This is a genomic window from Nocardiopsis suaedae, from assembly GCF_027706745.1.
In the GTDB taxonomy this organism is placed as follows: Bacteria; Actinomycetota; Actinomycetes; order Streptosporangiales; family Streptosporangiaceae; genus Nocardiopsis_A; species Nocardiopsis_A suaedae.
Genome location: NZ_JAQFWP010000011.1, coordinates 22,655 through 43,959, shown reverse-complemented (window position 1 = coordinate 43,959; position 21,305 = coordinate 22,655). Strand labels below are relative to the sequence as shown.

The 21,305-nt window shown below is 74.8% G+C and carries 16 protein-coding genes, 1 pseudogene and 1 CRISPR repeat array; of the genes and pseudogenes, 7 read left to right on the top strand and 10 right to left on the bottom strand.

Annotated features, from left to right (window positions below; genetic code table 11):
• Positions 1–3 precede the first annotated feature (3 nt).
• The gene (locus O4U47_RS07955; protein ID WP_270676987.1) at positions 4–756 is read right to left on the bottom strand and encodes a hypothetical protein; all 753 of its coding nucleotides are present in this window, start codon (positions 754–756) and stop codon (positions 4–6) included.
• Positions 757–801: 45 nt separating this feature from the next.
• Positions 802–2,277 carry an outer membrane protein assembly factor BamB family protein gene (locus tag O4U47_RS07950; RefSeq protein ID WP_270676986.1) on the bottom strand — a complete coding sequence of 492 codons (1,476 nt, stop codon included), beginning with the start codon at positions 2,275–2,277 and terminating at the stop codon, positions 802–804.
• Positions 2,278–2,458: 181 nt separating this feature from the next.
• Between O4U47_RS07950 and O4U47_RS07945 the strand changes: the two genes are divergently transcribed.
• Both O4U47_RS07945 and O4U47_RS07940 read left to right on the top strand, forming a co-directional pair.
• Positions 2,459–4,255 carry a gamma-glutamyltransferase family protein gene (locus tag O4U47_RS07945; RefSeq protein ID WP_270676984.1) on the top strand — a complete coding sequence of 599 codons (1,797 nt, stop codon included), beginning with the start codon at positions 2,459–2,461 and terminating at the stop codon, positions 4,253–4,255.
• Positions 4,256–4,517: 262 nt separating this feature from the next.
• A pseudogene (locus tag O4U47_RS07940) lies at positions 4,518–4,853 on the top strand (thiamine pyrophosphate-dependent enzyme); the annotation flags it as partial.
• Here O4U47_RS07940 and O4U47_RS07935 read toward each other — a convergent pair.
• Positions 4,825–6,333 (bottom strand): sodium:solute symporter family protein, encoded by a 1,509-nt coding sequence (locus O4U47_RS07935; protein WP_270676983.1) that lies wholly within the window; start codon positions 6,331–6,333, stop codon positions 4,825–4,827. The pseudogene O4U47_RS07940 and the gene O4U47_RS07935 overlap by 29 nt on opposite strands.
• Entirely contained in the window at positions 6,330–6,641 is a 312-nt protein-coding gene (locus O4U47_RS07930; RefSeq protein WP_270676980.1) for a hypothetical protein, read from the bottom strand. The genes O4U47_RS07935 and O4U47_RS07930 overlap by 4 nt, the downstream gene beginning before the upstream one ends.
• 183 nt (positions 6,642–6,824) lie before the next feature.
• On the opposite strand from O4U47_RS07930, the gene O4U47_RS07925 reads away from it, so the two are divergent.
• Entirely contained in the window at positions 6,825–7,322 is a 498-nt protein-coding gene (locus tag O4U47_RS07925) for an inorganic diphosphatase (RefSeq protein ID WP_270676979.1), read from the top strand.
• On the opposite strand, the gene O4U47_RS07920 is transcribed toward O4U47_RS07925, so the two are convergent.
• The 3 genes from O4U47_RS07920 to O4U47_RS07910 all read right to left on the bottom strand — a co-directional run bounded on the left by O4U47_RS07920 (position 7,319) and on the right by O4U47_RS07910 (position 12,196).
• Positions 7,319–8,845 (bottom strand): carboxylesterase/lipase family protein, encoded by a 1,527-nt coding sequence (locus tag O4U47_RS07920; protein WP_270676978.1) that lies wholly within the window; start codon positions 8,843–8,845, stop codon positions 7,319–7,321. The two genes, O4U47_RS07925 and O4U47_RS07920, sit on opposite strands and share 4 nt — an antisense overlap.
• 282 nt (positions 8,846–9,127) lie before the next feature.
• A CRISPR array of direct repeats spans positions 9,128–9,949; the repeat unit is 29 nt; unit sequence GGGTCCATCCCCGCGCGTGCGGGGAGCAC.
• A gap of 49 nt (positions 9,950–9,998) precedes the next feature.
• Positions 9,999–11,573: a glycerol-3-phosphate dehydrogenase/oxidase gene (locus O4U47_RS07915; RefSeq protein ID WP_270676977.1), complete on the bottom strand. Its 1,575-nt coding sequence runs from the start codon at positions 11,571–11,573 to the stop codon at positions 9,999–10,001.
• Entirely contained in the window at positions 11,570–12,196 is a 627-nt protein-coding gene (locus tag O4U47_RS07910) for a TetR/AcrR family transcriptional regulator (protein ID WP_270676976.1), read from the bottom strand. Before O4U47_RS07910 ends, O4U47_RS07915 begins: the two co-directional genes overlap by 4 nt.
• A gap of 56 nt (positions 12,197–12,252) precedes the next feature.
• Between O4U47_RS07910 and O4U47_RS07905 the strand changes: the two genes are divergently transcribed.
• A complete protein-coding gene (locus O4U47_RS07905) occupies positions 12,253–13,845 on the top strand; it encodes an FAD-binding oxidoreductase (protein ID WP_270677098.1) in 1,593 nt (530 codons plus the stop codon).
• 10 nt (positions 13,846–13,855) lie between these two features.
• Positions 13,856–14,755 carry a protein phosphatase 2C domain-containing protein gene (locus O4U47_RS07900; protein WP_270676975.1) on the top strand — a complete coding sequence of 300 codons (900 nt, stop codon included), beginning with the start codon at positions 13,856–13,858 and terminating at the stop codon, positions 14,753–14,755.
• On the opposite strand, the gene O4U47_RS07895 is transcribed toward O4U47_RS07900, so the two are convergent.
• Positions 14,656–15,300 carry a hypothetical protein gene (locus O4U47_RS07895; RefSeq protein ID WP_270676974.1) on the bottom strand — a complete coding sequence of 215 codons (645 nt, stop codon included), beginning with the start codon at positions 15,298–15,300 and terminating at the stop codon, positions 14,656–14,658. The genes O4U47_RS07900 and O4U47_RS07895 overlap by 100 nt on opposite strands.
• Positions 15,301–15,825: 525 nt before the next feature.
• Here O4U47_RS07895 and O4U47_RS07890 point away from each other — a divergent pair.
• Positions 15,826–18,387, top strand: a complete 2,562-nt coding sequence (locus tag O4U47_RS07890) for a sensor histidine kinase (protein WP_270676973.1) — start codon at positions 15,826–15,828, stop codon at positions 18,385–18,387.
• Positions 18,387–19,064, top strand: coding sequence for a response regulator (locus tag O4U47_RS07885; RefSeq protein ID WP_270676972.1), 678 nt, complete (start codon positions 18,387–18,389; stop codon positions 19,062–19,064). The genes O4U47_RS07890 and O4U47_RS07885 overlap by 1 nt, the downstream gene beginning before the upstream one ends.
• Positions 19,065–19,082: 18 nt before the next feature.
• On the opposite strand, the gene O4U47_RS07880 is transcribed toward O4U47_RS07885, so the two are convergent.
• Both O4U47_RS07880 and O4U47_RS07875 read right to left on the bottom strand, forming a co-directional pair.
• Positions 19,083–20,192 (bottom strand): glycerophosphodiester phosphodiesterase family protein, encoded by a 1,110-nt coding sequence (locus O4U47_RS07880; RefSeq protein ID WP_270676971.1) that lies wholly within the window; start codon positions 20,190–20,192, stop codon positions 19,083–19,085.
• Positions 20,193–20,361: 169 nt separating this feature from the next.
• On the bottom strand, positions 20,362–21,291 hold the full coding sequence (locus O4U47_RS07875) for an aminoglycoside phosphotransferase family protein (RefSeq protein WP_270676970.1): 930 nt from the start codon (positions 21,289–21,291) through the stop codon (positions 20,362–20,364).
• Between the last annotated feature and the right edge of the window lie 14 nt (positions 21,292–21,305).

The following is a 21,305-nucleotide window of genomic DNA, read 5'->3' as shown; positions in this document are numbered from 1 at the left end:
GCCTCACCGGCCGCCGGTGGAGGGGTCCGCGTCGATGACGTCCTTCGGCGGGGTGTGGGTCGCGTAGACCCAGGCCGTCAGGGTCATCAGTGCGGCGAGCACCGCCCACACCAGCGTCGCGGCCCAGAGCCGGGAGACCAGGTCCCCGAGGAACATGGGCATCAGGAGTCCGGCGAGCGGAAGCGCCAGGCCGAGGCCGAGCGCGGAGGCCGCCGCCTTGGTCGGGGTCCGCCGCCATCGGATCAGCCGCAGCCCGGTGACGGCGGTGACCACCGCCCCCGACGGGGCGAGTATGAGCGCGAGGACCAGGGCGGTGTGCCGCATGTCGATCGGGTACTCCGCGGTGCGCTGGGTCATCCCCTCGGCGGCGATCTCCCTGGGCAGGCCGCGCCACATCGTGCCGGTCACCTTCTGCCCCTCGTCCAGGGTCCGCAGGACGGGGCCCCTGCCGTCGGTGCCGACTCTGATCCGGGTGCCGTCCTCGGCGTTGAGCGTCAGCGCGCGCGTACCGCTCCTGCCCCGCTCATTGACGATGTCGGAGGCGGTGAACTCCTGGTCCCACAAGCAGTCGGCCGCCCCCTCGGGAGGAGAAGGGCAGGGCTCGGCGGCAAGGTAGGCGCGGTTGTCCCGGTGGCCGTCCGCGAGGTTGGCGGCCACCGCATAGGCGGCACCGCCCATCAGGGCGAGGCCGTACAGGAGGACGAGGGCGCTGCCGATGGCACTGCGCAGGATCCGGCTGGGAGCAACGGGGAGCATGTCCCCACTGTCTCAGTACAGCCGTTTCGGCTCGACGGCGAAGGATCAGCCGACGGTGTATAGCGGGGCGACCGGCTCGTCGTCGGTCCGTTCCCCCAGGGCGCGCGGCGGGAGCGCGAGGTAGTAGCGGCCGCCGGACACGCTCACGCGGACGTCGGAGACGGCGCTCCCCGGAAGGGCGGGGAGCCCGTCGGCGATCACCTCGGCGGGCCCCTCGCCGTCGGCCGGGAAGGAGAGCAGGCGCAGGTCCTCCTCGGCACTCGGGGGCGCCGACGCTTCAGGTTCGTGCCAGGCCAGGACGAGGACACGGCCGTTCTCGACCCCCAGCACCTCTCGGGGCGTGTACCGCTCGGCGTAGTAGGCCCAGCGGGTCTGCCCGGTCGTCAGGTCGACGGCGGCCAGCCGGTCCCAGGGCTCCTCTCTTCCGGACGCGATCAAGTAGAGGATGCCGTCGTCGACGGTGTAGCTCTCCCCGCCCCCGAGGGCGGGCGGGTATGCGTAGTCGGGCTCCTCGCCCGGCCCCTCGGGGAGCGCCCCCCGCTCCTGCTGGGCGTGGACGATCTCCGCGTCGCCGCCGTCGAATACGTGCACATCGAACCCACCGCCGGGCGGTCGGCACTCTCCTCGGTCCCAGCAGGACCTCACGAGCGGGTCGCCCGACAGGAGAGGGGCCTTGGTATCCGAGGCGTCGCTGCGCTCGGACACCTCGCCCGTCGCGGTATCCAGGACCCCGACCCTCCACTGGTAGTCACAGGCGGCCAGAACCGCCAGCTCTCCCTCGCCTCCGGGGAGCGGCGACTGTTCCACGTCGAGGCAGGAGTAGTCGGGGCCGTTCGCCCACTCCTTCTCTTCGGCGTCGGGGAACAGCGGGTTCTCCTCCTGCCAGACCTCGCGCCCCGCTTCGTCGGCGTCCAGCCCGAGCAGGATCTCTCCGCGCTGGACCACCACACGCGGGCCGTCGGCCCAGACCTCCGCCCCGGTCGCCCACGGATACCGCTCTGCCTCCTTCTTCGCCCCCTCCCACGGGGGACCGGCCTCGGCGGTCCACACCTCCTCGCCGCTCTCCAGGTCGAGGGCGACCACGGTGCGGCAGGCGTTGCCGTAGCCCCCGTAATCGCCGTCGCCGTCGGCCTCTTCGACGAGGACGACCCCGATGTCCCCCTTCTTTCCGGCGGGGGTCTCGGCCGCGGCGCACAACCCACGCCCCTCCGGGGTGAAATCCCAGAGGTGCGCCCCCTCGTCGGAGGAGTAGGCGGTCACTCCCCGGTGGTCGGCGTGCACGACGGCACCGGCCGTCGGCCAGAGGGCGGCCCAGTCGTCGAATCGGGACTCGACCGGTCCCGAGGCGTCCGCGGACGCCTCCCAGACGATGCTCAAAGCCTGCTCTTCCCCCGTGACCGTGATCGAAGGCCCGGTCGCCATCTGGGCCCCCACCAGCACAACGCCCCCGGCGACCAGGCAGAGGGCCCCTGCCGCGATACCGAACCTCCACACCAGCGGTCGGCGTCCATACGGGTTCACGCGTTGGCTCCTGGGGGCGGCGGGGGACGGAGGCGGATCCGGCATCCTCCCGGCCCGACGAGCACACGGACAAGGTCATTCGACCAGGATGGAAAACTCCGGTACCTGGGCCCCTGCCGCCGCAGGGAGGGCGCGGTATACCGTGTGCGGCGTCACAGCGGCGCATAGGAGGGACCATCGGATGAGCGGATTCACCACCAGGCCCGAGCTGCGCGGGAGTTTCGGGATGGTCGCCTCGACGCACTGGACCGCCAGTGCCGTGGGGATGTCCGTCCTGGAGCGCGGCGGCAACGCCTTCGACGCCGCGGTCGCCGCCGGGTTCACCCTCCAGGTCGTCGAACCCCACCTCAACGGGCCCGGCGGTGAGGTGCCGATCATCTTCCAGGCCGCCGGGGAGCGCCCCGCCGTGCTCTGCGGACAGGGCCCATCACCCGCCGCCGCCGTGCCCGAGGCGTTCGACGGGATGGGGCGCATCCCCGGCAGCGGCGTGCTCCCCGCCTGCGTGCCCGGGGCCTTCGACGCCTGGGCGCTGCTCGCCCGCGACCACGGCACCCTGCCGCTGCGCGACCTGCTCTCGCCCGCCATCGGCTACGCCCGCTCCGGCTTCCCCCTCATACCGCAGATCACCGAGAAGATCGCCGCCGTGCGCCCCGTCTTCCTGGAGCACTGGCCCACCTCCGCCGACGTGTGGCTGGACCGCGGCGGCGCGGTGCCCGACCCCCGGGGGTTCCACCGCAACCCCGCCCTCGCCGACGCCTACGAGCGGCTCCTCCGCGAGGCCGAGGCCGCCGCCCGCGGCCGCGAGGGGGTCTACGACGCCGCCCGCCGCGTCTGGCGGGAGGGGTTCATCGCCGAAGCGATCCTAGACTTCCTCGCCGAGCCCGTGCCCAGCGGCACCGGGGAGCCGCACCGGGCCCTGCTCAGCGGGGACGACCTGGCCTGCTGGAGCGCCACCTACGAGGAGACCTGCGCCGTCGAGTACGCGGGCCTGACCGTGCACAAGACCGGCCCCTGGGGTCAGGGCCCGGTCTTCCTGCAGCAGCTCCGCCTGGCCCAGGCCCTCGGCACCGGGGACGCGGACCCCCTCTCGGCCGACTTCGTCCACCTGGTCACCGAGGCCGCCAAGCTCGGCTTCGCCGACCGCGAGGCCCACTACGGCGACCCGCGCTTCACCGACGTCCCCCTGGACGCCCTGCTCTCGCCCGCCTACGCCGCCGAACGCGCCGCGCTGGTCGACGCGCACGCCTCCATGGAGCTGCGCCCCGGCTCCCCCGGCGGCCGCTCCCCCCACCTGCCCGACCTGGACTTCGACGCCGGCGCGAGCGCCGCCGACCGGGCCGGGGGCGAGCCGACCGTGGAGCGCTCCGGCGCCCAGCGCGGCGACACCTGCCACCTGGACGTCGTCGACGCCGAGGGCAACATGGTCGCCGCCACCCCCTCCGGCGGCTGGCTGGCCAGCTCCCCCGTCGTCCCCGGCCTGGGGTTCCCGCTGGGCACCCGCGGCCAGATGTTCTGGCTCGACCCGCGCTCGCCCAGCGCCCCGGCCCCGCGCAAGCGCCCGCGCACGACCCTGTCGCCGACGCTGGTCACGCGGGGCGGGGAGCCGGTGGCGGCGCTCGGCACCCCCGGCGGCGACCAGCAGGACCAGTGGTCGCTGACGCTCTTCCTGCGCCTGGCGCACGGGGCCGCGCACCCCCTGGAGGGCGACCTGCAGGCGGCGATCGACGCCCCCATGTTCCACACCAACGCCCTGCCCAGCTCCTTCTACCCGCGCGAGATCGTCCCCGGCGAGCTGGTGGTCGAGGACCGGCTGGGCGCCGGGACCATCGACGAGCTGCGCCGCCGCGGCCACCGGGTCACCGTCTCGGGCCCGTGGACCCTGGGGCGGCTGTCGGCCGTGGTCCGCGACCCGGCGAGCGGGGTGCTGCGCGCCGCCGCCAACCCGCGCGGCGCCCAGGGCTACGCGGCCGGGAGGTGAGCCCCGCCGGGTGAGAGGCGCCGGGTACAAGATCGTCCCGGGCCCGTGTGCCGCCGCCGCGCCACGGGGCCGGGCGCCTAGCGTCCGGGGCATGGCTGCCGAGCGCATCGCCGACCAGCCGGTACGGGTCCTGCTCGAAGCGGGCGCCGAGCGGATCTACGGGGTGGTCGGCGACAGCCTCAACCCGGTCGTGGACGCCGTGCGCCGCGACGGCCGCCTGGAGATGGGTGGACGTCCGCAACGAGGAGGCCGGTGCGTTCGCGGGCTGAGCATGCTCATGGGCGAGCTGCTGACGGTGGTGCAGTACCGCCTCCCGGTGGAGACCGTCGTCTTCAACAACGCGTCCTTGGGGATGGTGAAGCTGGAGATGATGGTCGACGACCCGCCCGCCTTCGGCACCGACCACCCGCAGGCCGACTTCTCGGCGATCGCCCGCGCCTGCGGGATGCCCGCGTGGCGCGCGCAGGACCCCGCCGGTGTCGACGGGGCCCTCCGGGAGGGGTTCGCGCTGTCCGCCGGGCGCACGGTGCTGGAAGGGGGCGTCGGGAGGATGCTCGACCTGGCGCGTTCTAATCTGCGGAACGTTCCGCGTCCCTGACCTCGGGGACGGGGACGGGCCCGGCCCCTGGCCGCTTCATGAGCGTGCCCACCACGCACACCAGCGTGTTCAGGGCCAGCCCGACCAGCCCGCCGTGGACGCCGTACACGTCCTCCACCCCGGCCAGGACCAGCCCGCCCGCGAGCGCGGCCCCGGCCGCCATGCCCCAGAACACCGGCCCCTCGGCCAGCCGCTTCCAGTACAGGCCGAGGATGAACGCGGGCGCCACCTGGATGAGCAGCTCGAACTTCAGCACGAAGATGTTCACCAGGAGGGTGGGCGGGTTCCACGCCAGCACCAGCAGCACCGCGACGGCGGCCACGCCGACGCCCTTGCCGACCGCCACCGCCTTCTTCTCGTCGGCGCCGGGCGCGATGTGCCGGGCGTAGACGTCCTTGGAGATGATCGAGGACAGGGACAGCAGCACCGAGTCGGCGGTGGACACGATGGCCGCGACGACCCCGCCGAACAGCAGGATCATCATGACGTAGAAGAAGACGTTGATCCCGGCGACCTCGTTGGCGATCAGGCCGACGAGCTGCTCGGACCCGGTGTCGTCCAGGCCGGGGAAGAGCCGGATGCCGATGAGGCCCACGGCGAACACCACACCGGTGGTGACCAGGGGCATCCACGCCATCCGGGACAGCGACCGCTTGAGGGTGCGCTCGCTGTCGGCCGCGTAGATGCGCTGCACCGCGTGCGGGTACAGGGCCGCGCCGATGCCGACCATGACGACCAGGGACAGCCAGTTCACCGAGTCGCGCACCGGCGGCACCGCCGCCTTGTCGGGCTCGGTCGCGATGATGTGGTCGACCACCCCGCCCAGGGAGCCCCCGGCCAGCCACAGCCCTCCGGCGAGCAGCACGGTGACCCCGACCAGGAGCGCGATGCCCTGCATGACGTCGGTGAAGGCGACCGCCCGCATGCCGCCCATCCACGAGTAGGCCAGCATGACCACGACGAAGCCGATGACCGCCGCCTGGTAGGGGACGGTGCCGCCGGTGAGCCCGGCGATGCCGTGGCCCATCGCGACCAGCTGCTCCAGCAGGTAGTTGGCCAGCGCCCAGAGCATCAGCACCGCGGCCAGCAGGGAGCTGCGGGCTCCGCCGAAGCGGTACCGCATCCAGTCGGTCGGGGTCACGAACCCCTCGCGCTTGGCGACGGTGTAGAGCCGGGGCGCGAAGAGCAGGTAGCCGCCGATGATGGCGGTCATGAACGTGACCGACTGCCACCAGGTGAAGCCGGACCGGTAGGCGGCCGGGGCGTAGCCGACCACGTTGTTCCCGCTGTACTGGCTGGCGTAGAGGGTGAAGAAGAGGACGACGGCGCCCAGGTGGCCGCCGGCCAGGTAGTAGCTCTTCATGCCGTCGCGCACACCGGGGCGGCGTCGGCTCACCCAGAAGCCGATGCCCAGCATGATGACGGCGTAGGCGGTGAGGACGGCGATCCCGGGGGCGCCGCCGAAGGTCAGGTCGTTCACGCGCCGCCCTCCGCCCGGTCCGCACCGCCGGTGCCGCCGGTGCCGCCGGCGCCGTCCGCGCCGTCATCGGCCATCGCCCACTGGGTGCGGCACACGTGGCTGAGGTGGGCGGCGAGGGCCACGGTGAAGGCCATGCTGACCAGGGCCCACAGGGGGACGCCGAGGACCAGGGGGTGGACGGTCCCGGGCGGCCAGTACCAGGGCACTCCGCCGACGAGGAGCACGGCGGTCACGATCCACACCCACGGTCGGCGTATCGGTTCCCGGGGCGCGCTCGGGCGCCCGGCGTCGTCGTGTGCACCGGCCACACTGCCTCCTCGATCGTGGACCGCCAAAGCAGGGCAATGCTAGCCATTTCACAGTGTGGACAGTATGCACCCCTCCGTCCGCGGGGCCGGAGGGGCCGAAGGGGCCCCGGGGAGGGTCGGGCGGCCGGGAAGCGGGTAGGAGCCCGGGCGCCGGGCGCCGCCCGACGGTCGGAAGGAGCGCGCATGCACCTGGACATGGTCGTGGAGATCCCGCAGGGGTCGCGGAACAAGTACGAGATGGACCACCGGTCGGGGCGGATCCGCCTGGACCGCACCCTGTTCACCTCGACCCAGTACCCGGCCGACTACGGCTACTTCCCCGGCACGCTCGCCGAGGACGGTGACCCGCTGGACGCCATGGTGCCGCTGGAGCAGCCGTCGTTCCCCGGGTGCCTGGTGCGGGTGCGGCCGGTGGCGGTGTTCTGGATGCGCGATGAGAAGGGGCCGGACGCCAAGGTCCTGTGCATGCCGGCGGGCGACCCCCGCCTGGAGCACATCCGCGACCTGAAGGACCTGCCCGAGTTCCAGCGCCGCGAGGTCACCCACTTCTTCGAGATCTACAAGCTGCTGGAGCCGGGCAAGAGCTCGGAGGTCCGCGGCTGGCAGAACCGGAGCGCCGCGATCGCCGCCATCGAGGACGCGCGCGAACGGGCCGGGGCCGAGCGGGCGGCGCAGGGCTAGCGGGCCGCCGGGGCCGCGTCCCAGAGCCGCCGGGTCCGCGCCCCGGGGTCCACCGCCAGGGACGACTCCGGGTCGGCGAACCGCCACACCGGGCGGCTCGCCGGGTTCCACGGCGCCCACCCCGGGTCCCCCGTGCGGGCGAACCGCACCCAGGCGGAGCGGATCTCGCGGGACAGGCGCTCCGGCGGCGAGGCGCCGACCAGGCCCTCGGCGCGGGGCAGGGTGCCGAACAGGAACGGCAGCTCGACCCCGTGGCAGGCGCCCAGCTCCCCGCCGAACCCGGGCGAGCGCCAGGCGAACTCGTAGCCGTAGGCGCGCACGCCCACCCGGGAGCGGGCCTCCAGCACCCGGTAGGCCGGGATGCGGAAGAGCGCGTCGCCCAGCAGCGCGGCGAGGGCCTCACCCGGGCCGCCCGGGTGCTCGGCGGCGTACACCGTCGCCGCCTCGGCCTCCAGCCCGAGGCGCGCCACCGCGTCGGTCAGCGCCTTCTCGTCCCCGGACCGGTGCAGGCCCGCGGGGACGGCGTAGCGCCGGAACTCCTCGGCCGCGGTGCCGATGAGCAGGTCCACCTCGGCGCCGTCCCCCGCCCGCAGGCCGTCGACCGGGCGGCGGGTGATCAGCTCGCCGTCGACCACCGGGGCGAAGGGCAGCGCCGCCGGGTGGGACAGCCGCTCCCCCCACACCGCCGGGTCGGAACCGCCGGTGAACTCGTCGGCGATGGAGGCCTGGGCGTCCAGCAGGCGCCCGACGGGCAGGCGGGCCAGGGCGGCGGCGGAGGCGGAGCGCACGCCCGCGCGGCGGGCCAGCTGGGCCGCGACCCGCCGGGCGTCCCCGCTCCGGTTGGCGTGGTGCCCGGCGCCGGACTGGGCGATGACGCGCCGGAACAGGCCGCGGGCGCGGGGCACCCCCATCAGGGTGACCGCGGACATGGCGCCGGAGGAGTGGCCGAAGAGGGTGACCTTGCGGGGGTCGCCGCCGAACCGCTCGATGTTGTCCCGCACCCACTCCAGGGCGTGGATCTGGTCCAGCAGGCCGACGTTGGGGGTGCCGCCGTCGAGCAGCGCGAAGCCCTCGGCGCCCGCCCGGTGGTGGAACGCGACGGCGACCACGCCCTCCCGGGCCAGGGCGGCCCCGTCGGTGACGGCGGTGGGGCCGAAGCCGGGGCCGGCGCCCGCCCCGGAGCCCCGGTGGAACCCGTCGCCGGGCATCCACACCATGACGGGCAGCCCTCCGCCGCCCGGGTCGGGGGTCCAGATGTCGAGGTTGAGGTAGCCCTCGCCGGGCACCCGCCGGTCGGGCAGGAGGGGGCGCAGGGCGGGGTCGGCGGACGGCGGCGGCGCGGGAGGGGTGGGCCCGGGGGCGGTGGCGTCCCGGACGTCGTCCCAGGGGGCGGGGTGCCGCGGCGGCCGGAAGCGCAGGTCACCGACCGGGGGCGCGGCGTAGGGGATGCCGCGGAAGACCGCGGCCCCACCGTCGAGGGCGCCCCGCACCCGCCCGGTGACGGTGTCCACCACCGGCTGCATGATCGGCTCCCCTCCCGCGTTCCCTCCGGTCCTCACCCGTCCTACGGAGGTGGCGTTAAGGAGTCAATAGGGCGAAAGCCCTGCCGATGTCCTGTTCCGGACAGGAATGCCGGTCAACCGGGAAGGACACGATCGCGTGGGGCGGGTGTGACGCGTGGGAGCTTTCCCACCGAGGCGTTCCGGCCCGGGTGGTGGCCCCCCTTCGGCCACCCGGTGAGAGGCGGCCGAAGGCGACTGCGTGGGAGGAGCAGGCCGACGCCGAGGCACTCCTCGACTCCGGGCGGGTCCATCCCCGCGCGTGCGGGGAGCACAGCCCCAGCACCTCACGGCCGAAGCCGTAGAGGGGTCCATCCCCGCGCGTGCGGGGAGCACAGAGCCTCCTCAGCCCCCCTCTTCCTCGGGGTGGGTCCATCCCCGCGCCTGCGGGGAGCACTCCCAGCTCGGGATCACGGACAGCGGGGCGACGGGTCCATCCCCGCGCGTGCGGGGAGCACTTCCCGCGGAGCTGGAGCCGCAGCTGCGACCCGGGTCCATCCCCGCGCGTGCGGGGAGCACCATCACCATCGTGGCCGGGGTCGCCGCGATCGCGGTCCATCCCCGCGCGTGCGGGGAGCACTCGACACTACGAACATGATCTTCAGGGTTGCCGGGTCCATCCCCGCGCGTGCGGGGAGCACCAGCTCCGGCCGATGCGGTCCGGCGAGGGCGTGGGTCCATCCCCGCGCGTGCGGGGAGCACTGCAGCAGGAACCGCTTGCCGACGTGGATGGGGGGTCCATCCCCGCGCGTGCGGGGAGCACGCCAGCTCGGGCACGAGAAGGAGCATGACCGCGGGTCCATCCCCGCGCGTGCGGGGAGCACAGAGTGAGAAAAATAGTCTCTGCAAGTGTGAGGGGTCCATCCCCGCGCGTGCGGGGAGCACGAATGAAAGGGTGTGCCGGTGGAGTGGGGTCGGGGTCCATCCCCGCGCGTGCGGGGAGCACGCCGATTCCTCTACCCAGCCGCTCTTCGCCGCGGGTCCATCCCCGCGCGTGCGGGGAGCACGGTTGGTAGCCCTTAGGGCGGATCTCCTGAAGGGGTCCATCCCCGCGCGTGCGGGGAGCACTCTCGTTGACCTGGGGTTCTGGGGCGGCGAGACCCCCACTCACGCAACTTTACGCCTCCTCCTTCCGCATCGCGGCTATGACCGCCGACCCGGCACCCCCGCCCCTCGCCCACTCGATCGCCTCTTCCGCCGCCGGGAGGCCCGCCTCGCGGTCCTCCGCCACCAACCCCAGCCTCGTCCGCCGTTCCAGGATGTCCTCCGTCTCCAACGCCCCCTCCACCGTCGCCGCGAAGCGCATCTCCGCCGGGGTCACTCCCGCCGCCACCGGGCGCAACAGCTCGGGGTCGCCCTCCGCCATCGCCGCCACCGCCGGGGCCTCCGTGCCGTACCGGGCGATCAGCCTCCTCGGGGCGTCGACCGCGTCCAGCTCCCCCCACGGCGCCGCCCCGACCACCGGCAGCGCACGCGTCCTGCACGCCCCCGCCCTCAGGCCCGCCGACTCCACCGCGGCGTCCACGGCGTCCTCGGCCATCCTGCGGTACGTCGTCAGCTTCCCGCCGACCACCGTCAGCACGCCGTCCGCCGACCGGAGCACCGCGTGCCGCCGGGACAGGTCGGCGCTGGCGCCGCCCCCGCTGCCCTCCAGCAGCGGGCGCAGGCCCGCGTACGCCCCCGCCACGTCCGACCGCTCCAGCGCCGTCCCCAGCGCCCGGTTCAGCACCTCCAGCAGGAACGCGACGTCCTCCTCCGGCGCCTCCGGGACCTCGGGCAGCGGGCCGTCGACGGGTTCGTCGGTCAGCCCGGCGAACACCCGCCCGTCCGCCTGGGGCAGCGCGAACACGAACCGGTTGGCGGTCCCCGGCACCGGCACCATCAGCGCCGCCTTCGGCCGCCCCACCGCCTCCGCCCCCAGGACGATGTGCGTGCCCCTGCTCGGCCGCATCCGCACGTCCGGGACCAGCTCCCCCGCGTAGACGCCCGCCGCGTTGACGACCGCGCGCGCCCGCACCTCGATCCTCCGCCCCGACCGCAGGTCGCGCAGCACCGCACCGTCGCCGCCCAGGCGCTCGGCCGCGCACCGGGTGACCACCCGCGCCCCGAACCCGGCGGCGGTGCGCGCCAGGGCCACGACCAGGCGCGCGTCGTCGGTCAGCTGCCCGTCGAAGGACAGCACTCCCCCGCGCAGCCCCTCGGCGCGCACCCCCGGCAGCAGCCGCAGGGTCTGCTCCGCCGTGAGCCCGCGCGAGCGCGGCAGCGCCCGGCGGCCGGTCCCGGCGGCGACGCGCAGCAGGTCGCCGACGGCCATCCCCGCACGGGCGGCGACGGCGTGCGCGGTGTCCACGGCCTCGTGCAGCGGCAGCACCATGGGCAGCGTCCGCACCAGGTGCGGGGCGGTGGTCTCCAGCAGGACCCCGCGCTCGCGCGCGCTCTCCATGGCCACGCCCACCTGCCCCTGGGCGAGGTAGCGCAGCCCGCCGTGGACGAGCTTGGAGCTCCAGCGGCTGGTGCCGTGCGCCAGGTCCCCGCGCTCCACGAGGGCGACCTTCAGCCCGCGCGCCGCCGCGTCGAGCGCGGTCCCCGCGCCCGTCACCCCGGCGCCGACCACGAGCACGTCCACGGCGCCCCCGTCGGCCAGGGCGTCGAGGTCGGCCTCGCGGCGCGCCGCGTCCAGGACCGTGCTCATCGCCCCTCCTCCGGTGCCAGGTAGCCGTCGAGGAGCCTGCGCGCCTCCGCGACGAGGGCGTCCTCGTCGAGCACGTCCTCGGTGAGGCGCCGCGAGGTCATCAGCGACTGCACGGACAGCAGCACGATGCGCGCCATCCCCTCGGTGTCGCCCGGCCGGACCGACCCGTCGGCCTGCCCGTCCTCGATGCCGGAGCGGAGCAGGTCCAGCGCGGCGAACTGGCTGGTGCCCAGGCGCTGGAAGGCGTAGACGGCCATGGTCTCGGGCTCGTGGTCGATGATCCGGGTGAACAGGGGGTGGCGCAGCGCCTCCCGCATCAGCCCCTCGGCCTGGGCGGTCAGCCGCTCCCGCGCGGTGCGCGCGGCCGCGGCGCCGCCGGACCCCGCGCCGTCGCCCGCCGCACCGCCGGTGTCGTCGGCCCGGTCGAGCAGCGCCAGCAGCTCGCGCGTGAGCAGGTCGGCCACGAGGGCGGTGACGTCCGGCCAGCGGCGGTAGACGGTCGGACGGCTCACCCCCGCCCTGCGGGCCACGTCGGTCAGTGTGGTGCGGCGGATGCCGAAGGCCTCGACGCAGGCGCGGGCGGCGTCCAGGACCGCGTCCTCAACGTTACGTCTTGACGTCATGTGTAAAACTGTACGCCATGAGCATGCAGCAGCGTCCCGCCGCCCGCACCGGCGCGATGTCCTGGTACGCCTGGGGCGACCCGGACCGCGCCGCGCCCCTCGACCCGAACGTGCGCGCCCTGATCGCCCAGACCCTCGGCGCCGAGCTGCGCGACCTGCCGCCCGCGCCCGAGGACACGGTGCGCCTGCCGGACCCGGCGCTGCCCGGCCCCGCCCGCGCCGACCTGGTGGCCGCCGTCGGCGGCGACGCCGGGCGGGTGCGCGACGACCGCGCCGCACGGCTGCATCACGGCGCCGGGAAGTCCACCCCGGACCTGCTGCGCATGCGCGCCGGCCGGGACGTGCGCGCCCCCGACGCCGTCGTGCTGCCCGCAGCGCACGAGGAGGTGGAGGCGGTGCTCGCCGCCTGCTCCCGGCACCGGGTCGCGGTGGTGCCGTTCGGCGGCGGCACCAGCGTGGTCGGCGGGGTCGACCCGCTGCGCGGCCCGTTCTCCGCCGTCGTCGCGCTGGACCTGAGGGAGATGGACCGGCTCGTGCGCCTGGACCCCGAGTCGGGAACCGCCGTCCTGCAGGCCGGGCTGCGCACCCCTGAGGCCGAGGAGCTGCTCGGCGCGCACGGCTACACCCTGGGCCACCTTCCGCAGAGCTACGAGTACGCCACCATCGGCGGCTACGCGGCGACCCGCTCCAGCGGCCAGGCCTCCTCGGGCTACGGCCGCTTCGACGCCATGGTGCTCGCGCTCAAGGCCGCCACCCCGCGCGGCACCCTGGAGGCCGGGCGCGCCCCCGCCTCCGCCGCCGGGCCGGACCTGCGGCAGCTCCTGCTGGGGTCGGAGGGGGCCTTCGGTGTGATCACCGAGGTGACGGTGCGCGTGCGGCCGCTCCCGGCGGCGCACCTCGACGAGGCGTGGGCGTTCCCCTCCTTCACCGAGGGCGCGGCCGCGCTGCGCGCGCTGGCCCGGTCGCCGCTGCGCCCGACCACGGCCCGGCTGTCCGACGAGACCGAGACGTTCGTGAACGCCGCGCTCTCCGGCAAGGAGGCCGCCCCCGGCTGCCTCGCGGTGGTGGGCTTCGACGGCGCGGAGGACGACGTGGAGGCCCGGCGGGCGGCGTGCGCACGCGCGCTGGCCGAGGCGGGCGGCACGCCGCTGGGGCCGGAGCCGGTCGCCGACTGGCGGGGCTCCCGCTTCCACGCCCCCTACCTGCGCGACACCCTGCTGTCCGCGGGGGTGCTCGCCGAGACCCTGGAGACCGCCGCCACGTGGGCGGACCTGCTCCCCCTCTACCGGTCGGTGTCAGGGGCGGTCTCCCAGGCCCTCAAGGGGCCGGAGGGCGACGCCGTGGTGCTGTGCCACATCTCGCACACCTATCCCGAGGGCGCCTCCCTGTACTTCACCGTGGTCACCGCCGCCGGGGACGACCCGCTGACACGGTGGGAGCGCGCCAAGCGCGCTGCGGGGGACGCGATCGCGGACGGCGGCGGCACCATCAGCCACCACCACGCCGTGGGCACCGACCACCTGCCGTGGATGGAGAAGGAGATCGGCCCCTTGGGCGCCGAGGTGCTGCGGGCCGTCAAGGACCGGCTGGACCCCGAGGGCGTGATGAACCCCGGGAAGCTGATCCCGCCGCCCTCTCCGCGCGCGTAGAGTGCCGCGCGTGGACATCGCGTGGGCGTCACGGCCGGGAGAGGGCGCGTTCAACGAGGACGTGGCCGCCTCCGGCGACGGCTGGGCGTTCGTGCTGGACGGCGCGACCGCCCCGCAGGGGGCCGAGGAGGCGTGCGGGCACGGCGTGCATTGGACGGTGCGGCGCCTGGCCGCCGAGCTGGCGGCGCTGCTGGACGGCGTACCGGGCGAAGGCGCCCGGCGGCTCCCGCTCGCCTCCGCGCTGGAGGAGGCGACCGTCCGCACGCGCGCCGCACACGGCCCCGGATGCGACCCCGACCACCCCGACGCCCCGGCGACGACGGTCGCGGCGGTGCGCGCCGCCCCCGGCGGCCTGGAGTACCTGGTGCTGGCCGATTCGGCGGTGCTGCTGCCGGTGCCCGGCGGCCCGCCGGAGGTGCTCACCGACGACCGGCTCGACCGGCTGCCCGGCGGGCGCCCCTACAGCCCGGCCCTGGTGCGCGCCATGCGCAACGCTCCGGGCGGGTTCTGGGTGGCGGGCTCCCGGCCGGAGGCCGCCCGCGAGGCGCTGACCGGGGTGCGCCCGTTCCCTGCGGCGCCGGACGGCTCCCCGGACCGCCGGTTCGCCCTGCTCACCGACGGGTGCACCCGGCTGGCCGAGCGGTTCGGCCACGGGTGGGACCGGGTGTGGAAGTGCCTGGAGGACGTGGGCCCCGGGGCGCTCGTCTCCTGGGTGCGGAACGAGGAGGTGCGGGCCGCGCCGCCGCGGGGCAAGCGCCACGACGACGCGACGGCGCTCCTCGGCCGCCTGCCGGACCCCGGCCGGGCGCCTCAGGCGCGCTCGGCCTCGCCCTTCAGCCCGGAGGCGACCTCCTGGGCCAAGTCGACGGCGAGGTCGCCCTTCTCCTCGACCGGCTCGTCCTCGCCGTAGTAGCTGACGATCGCGAACATGTTGGACATCCGGAAGTAGACGACGCCGTACTCCACCTCCTCGGTCATGAAGTCGTCCGACATCAGGTACCCGCGCCGGTCGTCTCCGACCGACACGGAAAGCTCCTCCAGCGGCTCGGAGAGGTACTCCTCGTCGTCGGGTTCCATGTCGCCGGCCAGGATGTCGTCGTAGTCCTCGGTCGCCCGTTCGAACTCGCGCTCCAGTTGCCGGTAGTCGCGCTCGCGGGTGTCGGGGTCGTAGAGGGCGATGCTCACGTTGAACCGCGGCAGGTCCTCACCGCCGCCGTCGACGTCCGTGCAGATCACGCCTTCGACGATGTCCTCGTCTTCGCCGGCGCCCCCGGCCGACTCCTCCATATCGGCCCCTTCGAGGTCGCCGATCCCGGCCAGGGCGTCCTCCGGCAGGATGTCGTCGCAGCCGGGCAGGGCCGCGTAGGCGGGGCCGGTCCGGGTGGCGAGGACCACCGCGACGACGGCGACGACCAGGACCAGAGCGGCACCGCCGCCCACGAGGGCGAACAGCATGCCCCGGTTGGGCCGGCCGCCCTGCGCCGGTCCCCCCGGGGGCATTCCCCCCGGGGGCATTCCCCCCGGGGGCATCCCTCCGGGCGGCATCCCGCCCTGGGGCGGGCCTCCGGGAGGCGTACCGCCCGGCGGCATCCCTCCGGGCGGAGGGGGCGTGGGGCCGCCCGGCGCACCGGGGAAGGCCGGGCCTCCGGGCGCCCCGGGGAACTGTGGGCCGCCCCCCGGCCCCTGGGGACCGTACGGCGGGTTGGGGGGATTGACGGACATCGTGGGGACTCCTCGGGGGGACACGGGGGAAACGCCCGGAACTTCGGGACGCGAATCACCGTACAACCGGTGGGCCCCGCCCCGGGCGGCGTCAACGGCCCGTCAAGGTCCCCCGGACGGGCGTCAGGGCCCCGTTAAGATGCGGCGATTCATCCCCGGATACCCACTTCAATGGCGAATCGGCCGGTTCCGGTCCCCGGAGGCGCGCGGCCCCCGCCGGACCGGTCTGCAGTGGAAGACCAGGCGAAATCACCCACAATGGTTGGTGTGACACGAGGACGGCTGCGGATCTACCTCGGGGCGGCGCCCGGGGTCGGCAAGACCTATGCCGCACTGAGCGAGACCCGGCGCCGCGCCGCCCGCGGCACGGACGTGGTCATCGGCTTCGTCGAGGCCCACGGCCGCGGCCGCACGGCCGAGCGCGCCGAGGGCCTGGAGGCGCTGCCGCGCCGCCGCATCGAGCACCGCGGGGCGGTGTTCGAGGAGTTCGACGTGGACGCCGCGCTGCGCCGCGCCCCGAAGGTGGCGCTGGTCGACGAGCTGGCGCACACCAACGTCCCCGGCAGCCGCAACGCCAAGCGCTGGCAGGACGTGGAGGAGCTGCTCAACGCCGGGGTCGACGTGATCTCCACGGTGAACATCCAGCACCTGGAGTCGCTGAACGACGTCATCAAGCAGATCACCGGCACCCGGCAGCGCGAGACGATCCCGGACGAGATCGTGCGCCGCGCCGACCAGATCGAGCTGTGCGACATGTCCCCGTACGCGCTGCGGCGCCGCATGTCGCACGGGAACATCTACCCGGCCGAGAAGGTCGACGCCGCGCTGTCCAACTACTTCCGCGAGGGCAACCTGACCGCCCTGCGCGAGCTGGCGCTGCTGTGGGTGGCCGACCGGGTCGACGAGGGGCTGGCCCGGTACCGCGGCGAGCACAAGATCCGGCACACCTGGGAGGCCCGCGAGCGGATCGTGGTCGCCCTGACCGGCGGCCCCGAGGGCGAGACGCTGATCCGGCGGGCGGCGCGCATCTCGGCGCGCCTGCGCGGCGGCCAGCCCCAGCCCAGCCACCTGATGGCGGTGCACGTGGCCGCCGGGGACGGGCTGGCCCGGGTGGCCACCGACGCGCTGGTGCGGCAGAAGCGGCTGCTGGCCGAGCTGGGCGGCACCTACCACCAGGTGATCGGCGACGACGTGCCCACGGCGCTGCTGGAGTTCGCCCGCGGGGTGAACGCCACCCAGATCGTGCTGGGCTCCTCGCGCCGCCGCGCCTGGCAGCACGCGTTCGGACCGGGCGTGGGCGCCACGGTGGCCCGCGAGTCCGGCGACATCGACGTGCACATCGTCACGCACGAGGAGGTGGGCAGCGGCCGGGGGCTGCTGCCGCCGCTGCGCGGGTCGATCAGCCGGGCCCGCGCCGCCTGGGGCTGGGTGATGGGGGTGCTGCTCCCGCCGCTGCTGGCGGGGGTGCTGCACCTGCCCCCGTTCGACGGCCTGGGGCTCACCACCGACCTGCTCCTGTTCCTGGTGGGGACGGTGGGGGTGGCGATGGTGGGCGGCATGTGGCCGTCGATCGTGTCCGCGGTCTGGGGCAGCCTCCTGCTGAACGTACTGTTCACACCGCCCCTGTACCGGGGCACCGTCGCCGATCCCGACAACGCGCTCGCGCTGGCGGTGTTCGTGTTCGTCGGCGTGCTGGTGGCGTTCGTGGTGGACCTGTCCAAACGCCACTCCCTGGCCGCCGCCCGCGCGCGTTCGGAGGCCTCCACCATCTCCCTGCTGGCGGGGAGCGTACTGGCCTCGGAGAACCCGCTGCGCGCCCTGCTGGTCCGCATCCGCGAGACGTTCGCGCAGCGCTCGGTGGCGCTGCTGGAACAGCGCGACGACGGCACCTGGTCGCTGGTGGAGAGCCACGGCGAGGCGCCCTGCGCCACACCCGACGAGGCCGACGCCCTGGTCTCGGTCAGCGACTCGCTCGCCCTGGCGCTGCGCGGGCGGGTGCTGCCCGCCGCCGACCGGCAGATCCTCAGCGCCTTCGCCAGCCACATCGGCATCGCCCTGGAGCGCCAGCGGCTGGCCCGCGACGCCGCCCTGGCGCGGCGCCAGGCGGCGGGCAACAAGATCCGCACGGCGCTGCTGGCGGCGGTCTCGCACGACCTGCGCACCCCGCTCACCTCGATCAAGGCCAGCGTGTCCAGTCTGCGCTCGCCCGAGATCCACCTCGACGACCAGGACCGCGGCGAGCTGCTGGAGAACATCGAGGAGTCCACCGACCGCCTCAACGGGCTGGTGGGCAACCTGCTGGACATGAGCCGCCTGCAGACCGAGACGGTCACGCCCAAGATCCGCGAGGTGGGGCTGGAGGAGGTGGTCCCCGCCGCGCTCATCGGGGTGCCCCCGGCCGCGGTGGAGGTGGACGTTCCCGACGCGCTGCCGCGGGTGCGGGTGGACACCGGCCTGCTGGAGCGGGCGGTGGCCAACGTGCTGCAGAACGCGGTGCGCCACTCCCCCGTCGGCGGGCCGCCGGTGCGGGTGGCCGCCAGCGCCCACGGGGGCACCGTGGAGCTGCGCATCGTCGACCACGGCGCCGGGGTCGCCGACGAGTACAAGGAGCGCATCTTCGAGGCCTTCCAACGCCTCGGGGACGCGCCCCGCGGCACCGGCATCGGCCTGGGGCTGGCCGTGGCCCGCGGGTTCGCCGAGGCCATGGACGGCGGCCTGGCCGCCGAGGACACCCCTGGCGGGGGGCTGACGATGGTCTTCACCCTGCGCTCCGCCGCCCCCGGGGGCGCGGGGCCCAAACCGGAAACCGAGGACGCCTGATGCGGATTCTCGTCGTCGACGACGACGCCCAGATCATCCGGGCCATGCGGATCAACCTGCGCGCCCGGGGCTACGACGTGGCCACCGCCTTCGACGGGGCCTCGGCCCTGCAGGCGGCCGCGAAGAGCCCCCCGGACCTGGTCCTGCTCGACCTGGGCCTGCCCGACATGGAGGGCGGCGACGTGATCGAGGGGCTGCGCGGGTGGACGCAGGTGCCGATCATCGTGCTCTCGGCGCGCCACTCGGCCAGCGAGAAGGTGCGCTCCCTGGACCAGGGCGCCGACGACTACGTGACCAAGCCGTTCGGGATGGACGAGCTGCTGGCGCGGATCCGCGCGGCCCAGCGCCGCTCGGTGCACGTGGAGGAGGCGCCGGTGGTGGCCACCGACTCCTTCACCGTGGACCTGGGCGCCAAGCGGGTGGAGCGGGACGGCCGGGAGGTGCGGCTCACCCCCACCGAGTGGCACATCCTGGAGATCCTGGCGCGCAACGCCGGGCGGCTGGTGAGCCAGCGCCGGCTCCTGCACGACGTGTGGGGCCCGGCGTACCAGAGCGAGACCAACTACCTGCGCGTGTACATGGCGCAGCTGCGGCGCAAGCTGGAGCCGGACCCCGCCCACCCCCGCCACCTGATCACGGAGGCGGGGATGGGCTACCGCTTCGAGAAGAGCGGCTGAAAGAGCGGCCGAGCGGGCTCAGGCCCACGCGCGGAGGCAGGCGTCGCGGACCCGGCGCAGGTGGTCGGGGTTGTCGGTGAAGACCCCGTCCACGCCGGTGCGCAGGACCGCGGTGTAGTAGCCCCGGTAGTCGCCGTAGGCGGTGGGGTCGTCGCCCGTGCGGTACCCCTCGGGCAGGAACCCGTTCTCGCTGCGCAGGGTGTAGGGGGTGACGAGCAGGTCCCGCTCGTGGGCGTCGGCGACCAGACCGGTGGGCTCCCCGGCGCGGCCGTCCTCGCCGATGGGCAGCACCCAGCGCATATCGGGGCCGATGGCGTCGGCGTACTCGGCGATGCCGTCCAGCGCCTCTGGGGTGGTCAGCTCCTGCTGGCCGGAGCCGATGAGTTGCACGACGGGGGTGTCGACCCGCTCGTCCACCTCGCGCGCGCTCTCCGGTTCGAAGGACTGGACGATGACGGGGGCGTCCTCGCCGTCCAGGCCGTGCTCCTCCAGGGACGCGGCGAGGGCTTCCTCGGTGTCCAGGCCGATGGAGTCGAAGTAGCCGCCGTGCTTCAGCTCGGGGATGAGCTTGACGTCCCGGTGCCAGGGGTTCCTGGTCTTGCGCTCCCACTGCGCGACGACCTCTTCCCAGGTGGGGATTGTGAAGGCGCCGTCGAAGCGGGTGTTGTCCGGGCGGATGTCGGGCACGCGCTCGACGGCCCGCAGGGTCTTGATCTCCTTGAGCGTGAAGTCCTCGGAGAACCAGCCGGTGACGCTGCGCCCGTCGATGGTCTTGGTGGTGCGGCGGTCGGCGAACTCGGGCCGGTCGGCGACGTCGGTGGTGCCGCTCAGCTCGTTCTCGTGCCGGGCCACCAGGTGGCCGTCCTTGGTGGGCACCAGGTCGGGCTCGACGACGTCGGCGCCCATCCTGTAGGCCAGCCGGTAGGAGGACAGCGTGTGCTCGGGGCGGTAGGCGGAGGCACCGCGGTGGGCGATCACCCAGGGCTCCTCGACCAGGGACTCCTCGGTGGGCGCCGGGACCGGCCGCTCGGCCGGGGCGGCGGCCGCGGGGGCCTGCACGGAGGCGAGGAGCGCTCCGGCGGTGGCGGCGGTGGCGGCCAGGGCGATCCATCTGGGGGTGCGCGGCATGGGTCTCCTTATGTCCGCGGGTGGTGCACGGGCGCCATGGGACGTTTCCGCACCCGTGCGTCGCCGGGCTTCACTCGGCTTGAACGAAAACCCACGCGCACCGGAAAAGTAAATGGGCGGTCCGCTTGTGGCCACCCGCCGCCGCCCGCCGCCTCCCGGGCTCCGCGCGTCAGCGGCCGTCGGCCAGCTCCATGAGGAAGGCGAACTGGTCGCCTTCGGCGCGCCCGCGGTCGGCGAGGGCCACGGCGTAGACGGGCGCGACCGCGCGGGACCAGTCCATCAGCCGCTCGGTGGGAACGCCCATGGCCTCGGCCAGCTCCGCGGCCCGGGTGCGGGCCTCGTCGCACCCCCGGGTGCGCCACAGCACCCAGTCGATCCCGTCGGCGGCGGGGTCGCCCAGGCAGGCCCGCGGGTCGACGGCGACCAGGCCGCGCTCGGGCCCACCGTCCAGGACGTTGCCGGGGTGCAGGTCCCCGTGGAGGGGGACGCGGTCCTCCTCGCTCGCGCCGTGCGCCAGGGCGCGGGCCCAGGCGTGGCCGTGGTGCAGCAGCGAGGCGGGGACCAGGTCGGCGGCGGGCCCGTCGGCGCGCACCCGCTCCCACTGGTCGAACAGGAACTGCATGCGGTTGACGAGCGGGTTCAGCTCCATCCGCTCCTGCTGTGAGACGGGCACCGCGTGCAGGTCGGCGATGAGGGCGCCGATCTCGCGCATGGGCGGGACCGTCCTGCCCATGGCGACGGTGCGGCCCTCGCCGATGGCCTCCAGCAGCAGGGCGCCGCGGGCCCGGTCCACGCCCCATACGCGGGGGACCCGGCCGGTGCCCTCCCACAGGCGCAGCACCCGCGCCTCGGAGGTGCCCAGGCCCGGGTCGGGCGAGACCTTCAGGATGGCGGCCGAGCCGTCGGAGCGCGTGCAGTGCAGCACGACCGAGGTGCGCCCGTGGGGGGCGGGGCCGTCGACGGTCAGGCCCCATTCGCGGGCGAGCGCCTCCACCCGCTCGGGGAGCCCGTCCAGCCACCCCGTCGCGCCGCCGCCGAATCTGCGCACCAAGCGCTGTCGCTGCCTGTCGTCGACCAACTGCGCTGTGCCATAGCTCATGGGTCCACCTTAGG

Bases quoted from the DNA above. Each gene is read 5' to 3' on its own strand.
- O4U47_RS07925 (WP_270676979.1), top strand. From the start codon at position 6,825: ATGCACCTGGACATGGTCGTGGAGATCCCGCAGGGGTCGCGGAACAAG.
- O4U47_RS07895 (WP_270676974.1), bottom strand. From the start codon at position 15,300: ATGCTGTTCGCCCTCGTGGGCGGCGGTGCCGCTCTGGTCCTGGTCGTC.
- O4U47_RS07955 (WP_270676987.1), bottom strand. From the start codon at position 756: ATGCTCCCCGTTGCTCCCAGCCGGATCCTGCGCAGTGCCATCGGCAGC.
- O4U47_RS07915 (WP_270676977.1), bottom strand. From the start codon at position 11,573: ATGAGCACGGTCCTGGACGCGGCGCGCCGCGAGGCCGACCTCGACGCC.
- O4U47_RS07920 (WP_270676978.1), bottom strand. From the start codon at position 8,845: ATGCAGCCGGTGGTGGACACCGTCACCGGGCGGGTGCGGGGCGCCCTC.
- O4U47_RS07890 (WP_270676973.1), top strand. From the start codon at position 15,826: ATGGTTGGTGTGACACGAGGACGGCTGCGGATCTACCTCGGGGCGGCG.
- O4U47_RS07880 (WP_270676971.1), bottom strand. From the start codon at position 20,192: ATGCCGCGCACCCCCAGATGGATCGCCCTGGCCGCCACCGCCGCCACC.
- O4U47_RS07875 (WP_270676970.1), bottom strand. From the start codon at position 21,291: ATGAGCTATGGCACAGCGCAGTTGGTCGACGACAGGCAGCGACAGCGC.
- O4U47_RS07885 (WP_270676972.1), top strand. From the start codon at position 18,387: ATGCGGATTCTCGTCGTCGACGACGACGCCCAGATCATCCGGGCCATG.
- O4U47_RS07945 (WP_270676984.1), top strand. From the start codon at position 2,459: ATGAGCGGATTCACCACCAGGCCCGAGCTGCGCGGGAGTTTCGGGATG.
- O4U47_RS07910 (WP_270676976.1), bottom strand. From the start codon at position 12,196: ATGACGTCAAGACGTAACGTTGAGGACGCGGTCCTGGACGCCGCCCGC.
- O4U47_RS07905 (WP_270677098.1), top strand. From the start codon at position 12,253: ATGTCCTGGTACGCCTGGGGCGACCCGGACCGCGCCGCGCCCCTCGAC.